Source organism: Paenibacillus sp. P4_E11, assembly GCF_056401635.1.
Map to the genome: position 1 here is coordinate 1 of NZ_JBFUIX010000249.1, position 3,618 is coordinate 3,618.

Consider the following 3,618-nt stretch of genomic DNA (forward strand, 5'->3'; position numbering starts at 1 on the left):
GGATTCGAGTGCTTCTTGTCGAACAACATGAAGGAGATAGCTTGGAACAAATTGCTAATGAATGCCGTCATCAATCCGCTCACCGCCATCCTTCAGTATCGCAACGGGCAGTTGCTCGACTCAGAGCCGCTAATGCCGCTTATGCGTACTCTGTATGAAGAAGGCGTTCTCGCGGCCCGCTCTCATGGAATTAGCATCCAGGATGACTTATGGGAACAACTGCTTGAGGTTTGCCGCAAGACGGCTACTAATCATTCCTCTATGCTGCAGGATTTGACCGCAGGACGGACAACCGAGATCGACTGGTTGAACGGAGCGTTGTTGAATGCAGCCCAAGCGCACGACATCCCCATGCCTGCTAATGAGACGGTGTACCGACTGATCAAATCATTGGAGAAGCGGTAATATAAGCGGGACGGCATCTATCCTGGCGTGACGGAGCGGTGATGCAGTGGAAGCTTTTACGAATTTATGGATTCATCTATATGCGATTACTGCGTTTGTTCCTTTTTTGTGGTTTTTTATTTTGTGGATCGTTGTTTACTTGAAGACTAGAGACAGCAAACGAGCGACGAAGCTGGCTATGGATGTCACCACGTTGCTCCTGATCGGTTCCGTGTCTTCTATGTACACCATTATTTTTCATAATAACTTCGGATTTTTCATGATCTTATTGTTTTTTCTGATCGGCTACGGACTAATTGGTAACTATCAATACCGGCTTCGAGGCGCGGTCAAGCATATCAAGATTATTAGATTGCTTTGGAGAGTCGGGTTTTTCTTACTTAGTGCGGTCTACTTCCTACTCCTCATAATCGGAATTATTATGAAGATGATGGATGTCTAGCAACCATATATAGTGAAAGGAGTTCTTGCGATATGCCGGTGCACAATATGATGGAGGATATCGTTAAAAATTGCCTGAATGATTTGGTATCCCACAATCCTGAATTTGCTTCTCTGGAAGAGAAGAAGTTGTTCGATGTGATGGCTCTCGCCTTGAACAAACTCCCCCCGAAGTATGTCTCAACTCAACGTGGAGAAATGTTCGCCAAGACTCAACTGCGTGCGCAGGTGGAGACAGACGTCTACCGTGAGCTTACCCATGCGATTGAGCGAGTCATGACGACGGAGTAGTTGTTTGTACATGAAAATCTATACTGCAGCCTTTTCCTGTGAGGGAAGGGCTGCAGTTTTTTTATGCGAATTGAGATGCATAGTTATGTAAATATTAGGCACATTATAGACGAAGGTCAATATTTTCCCCCTAATTGATCAATATTGTACGTGTATTTTGAGGGCGTGAAGCGATATATTAAATTTCGTATGGAAGAAGTATAGAGAGAAATAAAATTACATGTCAGGAGGAACAACGATGTTTAAGGGGTTCAATAAAAGTGTAATCGTTTTCACGAGTGTTGTATTGCTTATGGGAACGGTGCTCGCAGCCTGCGGTAAAAAAACAGAAGGCGGAGCAAGCAATCAAGTATTTAACATGATTCTGGGGTCCGAACCGCCATCCATGGATCCAGGACTTGCCCAAGACAACAACTCCTCCACAGTTCTGCGTCCGATGTATGAAGGACTGTCCCGTATGGATGAGAAGGGGGAAGCTAAGCCAGCTGCCGCCGAGAAGTGGGAAGTATCCAAGGACGGCTTGAAATATACATTCAATCTTCGTAAAGATGCCAAATGGTCCAATGGCGATCCAGTGAAAGCAAGTGACTTCGTATTTGCCTGGAAACGCGCTTTGGATCCGGCATTTGCAGCACCTTATGCGTATCAGCTGTATTACATCAAGAACGCTGAGGAATACAACACGAAGAAAATTACCGATGCGAATCAGATCGGTGTCAAAGCAGTCGATGATTATACACTTGAAGTTGAGCTGAAATCCCCGACTCCATAMTTTGAAGGTCTAGTGTCGTTCTACACTTACTTCCCATTGAATGAGAAGCATGTGAAGGCGAACCCTAAGTTTGCTGCTGAAGCAAGCACCATGGTTACTAATGGACCTTTCTTAATCAAGGAATGGAAGCATAATGATGCGATTACGTTGGTGAAAAACGACAATTATTATAATGCAAATGACACGAAGCTGACGACTGTCAATATGAAAATCCTGAACGATGCCAACACGCAATTGCAGATGTACAACTCTGGTGAGTTGGATTGGGTTGGCCGTCCAGTGGGTGAAATTCCAACCGATAAACTTCCATCGCTTAAGGCCGACAAAAACTTCGGTCTGCAAGTGAAAGGGATCGCTTCGACGTACTACTATGAATTCAACACGAAAGCTGCTCCATTCGATAACGTCAAAATTCGTAAAGCATTCTCCATAGCGATTGACCGCAAAGCGATTGTGGACAAGGTAACGCTGGGTGACCAAATTCCGGCCTTCGGCTTCGTGCCTCCTGGAATCAAGGGCGAGAAGAAAACATTCCGTGAAGAAGTGAAAGATACAGACTATTTCAAGGAAGATTTGACCGAAGCCAAGAAATTGCTGGAAGAAGGATTGAAAGAAAAGAACTTGACCAAGCTTCCAACGGTAACGATGATCTACAATACAAGCGAAGGTCACAAGAAAATTGCTGAAGCTGTTGTAGATATGTGGAAGAAGAACCTTGGTGTTGACGTGAAGCTGGAAAATCAGGAATTCGGCGTTTATATCAAGAACCGTCAGTCTGGTAACTTCCAAGTAGCACGCGCTGGTTGGGGAGCCGACTATAACGATCCGATGACTTATATCGATCTGGTAATGACGGGCGGCGGAAACAACAACTCGAAGTATTCGAATGCTGAATACGACAAGCTTGTCAAGGAAGCCCTGAACACTCAGGATGAGAAGAAACGTATGGAAGCTATGGCGAAGGCTGAGAAAATTATGATTGGTGAAATGCCAATCATCCCGATCTACTACTACACAGGGATATGGGCACAAAAATCGTATGTGAAAAACGTGTTTATTGACTATAAGGGCGATATTGACTTCACCAAAGGTTATATCGAGAAAAAATAAGGTCGTTGCTACAAAGCGGTTCGGGGTATATGAACGTTTATATACTCCGGACCTTTCTGATCATGTAGGAGGTGCTGCGGTGATTCGATTTGTTTTGCGAAAGCTTGTCTTTGTTCTCGTCTCCTTGTTCGTTCTGGCGACGGCTACTTTTTTTCTGATGAAGGCCATACCTGGCGATCCGTTCTTGTCCGAGAAGATGCCTTCACCTGAGATCAAAGCGAATTTGATGGCCTATTACGGTCTGGATAAGCCTATCGGGGTGCAATACCTGAACTATATTAAGCAAGTCGCCTCATTCGATCTGGGCGTTTCTATGAAGTGGCAGGGACGTACGGTTAACGGCATTGTACAAGGGTCATTCGGTAACTCGTTAAAGTTAGGGCTGTGTGCCATCGTGGTGGCTGTAGCTGTAGGGGTAGCTCTTGGAACAATTGCAGCTCTTCGCCACCGTCGGTTGCTGGACAATTTGGCGATGATTATTGCGGTTCTGGGTGTTGCCGTACCTAGCTTCGTAATGGCGACCCTGCTTCAATTCGTGTTTGCAAGCAAGTTCCATTGGTTCGATGTGGCCGGCTTGAACGATCCGATGGATTATGTGC

General features: G+C 45.3%; 5 protein-coding genes. All 5 read left to right on the forward strand.

Annotation, left to right across the window (positions count from 1 at the left end):
- Positions 1-405: ketopantoate reductase family protein (locus AC1DWB_RS32205; protein ID WP_477545181.1), on the forward strand; the 405-nt coding region annotated here is incomplete at its 5' end.
- Positions 406-451: 46 nt separating this feature from the next.
- Positions 452-847: a DUF3397 domain-containing protein gene (locus AC1DWB_RS32210; RefSeq protein WP_477545182.1), complete on the forward strand. Its 396-nt coding sequence runs from the start codon at positions 452-454 to the stop codon at positions 845-847.
- A 32-nt stretch (positions 848-879) separates the two neighbouring features.
- Positions 880-1,137: a late competence development ComFB family protein gene (locus tag AC1DWB_RS32215; protein ID WP_477545183.1), complete on the forward strand. Its 258-nt coding sequence runs from the start codon at positions 880-882 to the stop codon at positions 1,135-1,137.
- A gap of 238 nt (positions 1,138-1,375) precedes the next feature.
- Positions 1,376-3,019, forward strand: coding sequence for a peptide ABC transporter substrate-binding protein (locus tag AC1DWB_RS32220; protein WP_477545184.1), 1,644 nt, complete (start codon positions 1,376-1,378; stop codon positions 3,017-3,019).
- 79 nt (positions 3,020-3,098) lie between these two features.
- On the forward strand, positions 3,099-3,618 hold a 520-nt coding region (locus AC1DWB_RS32225), incomplete at its 3' end, for an ABC transporter permease (protein WP_477545185.1).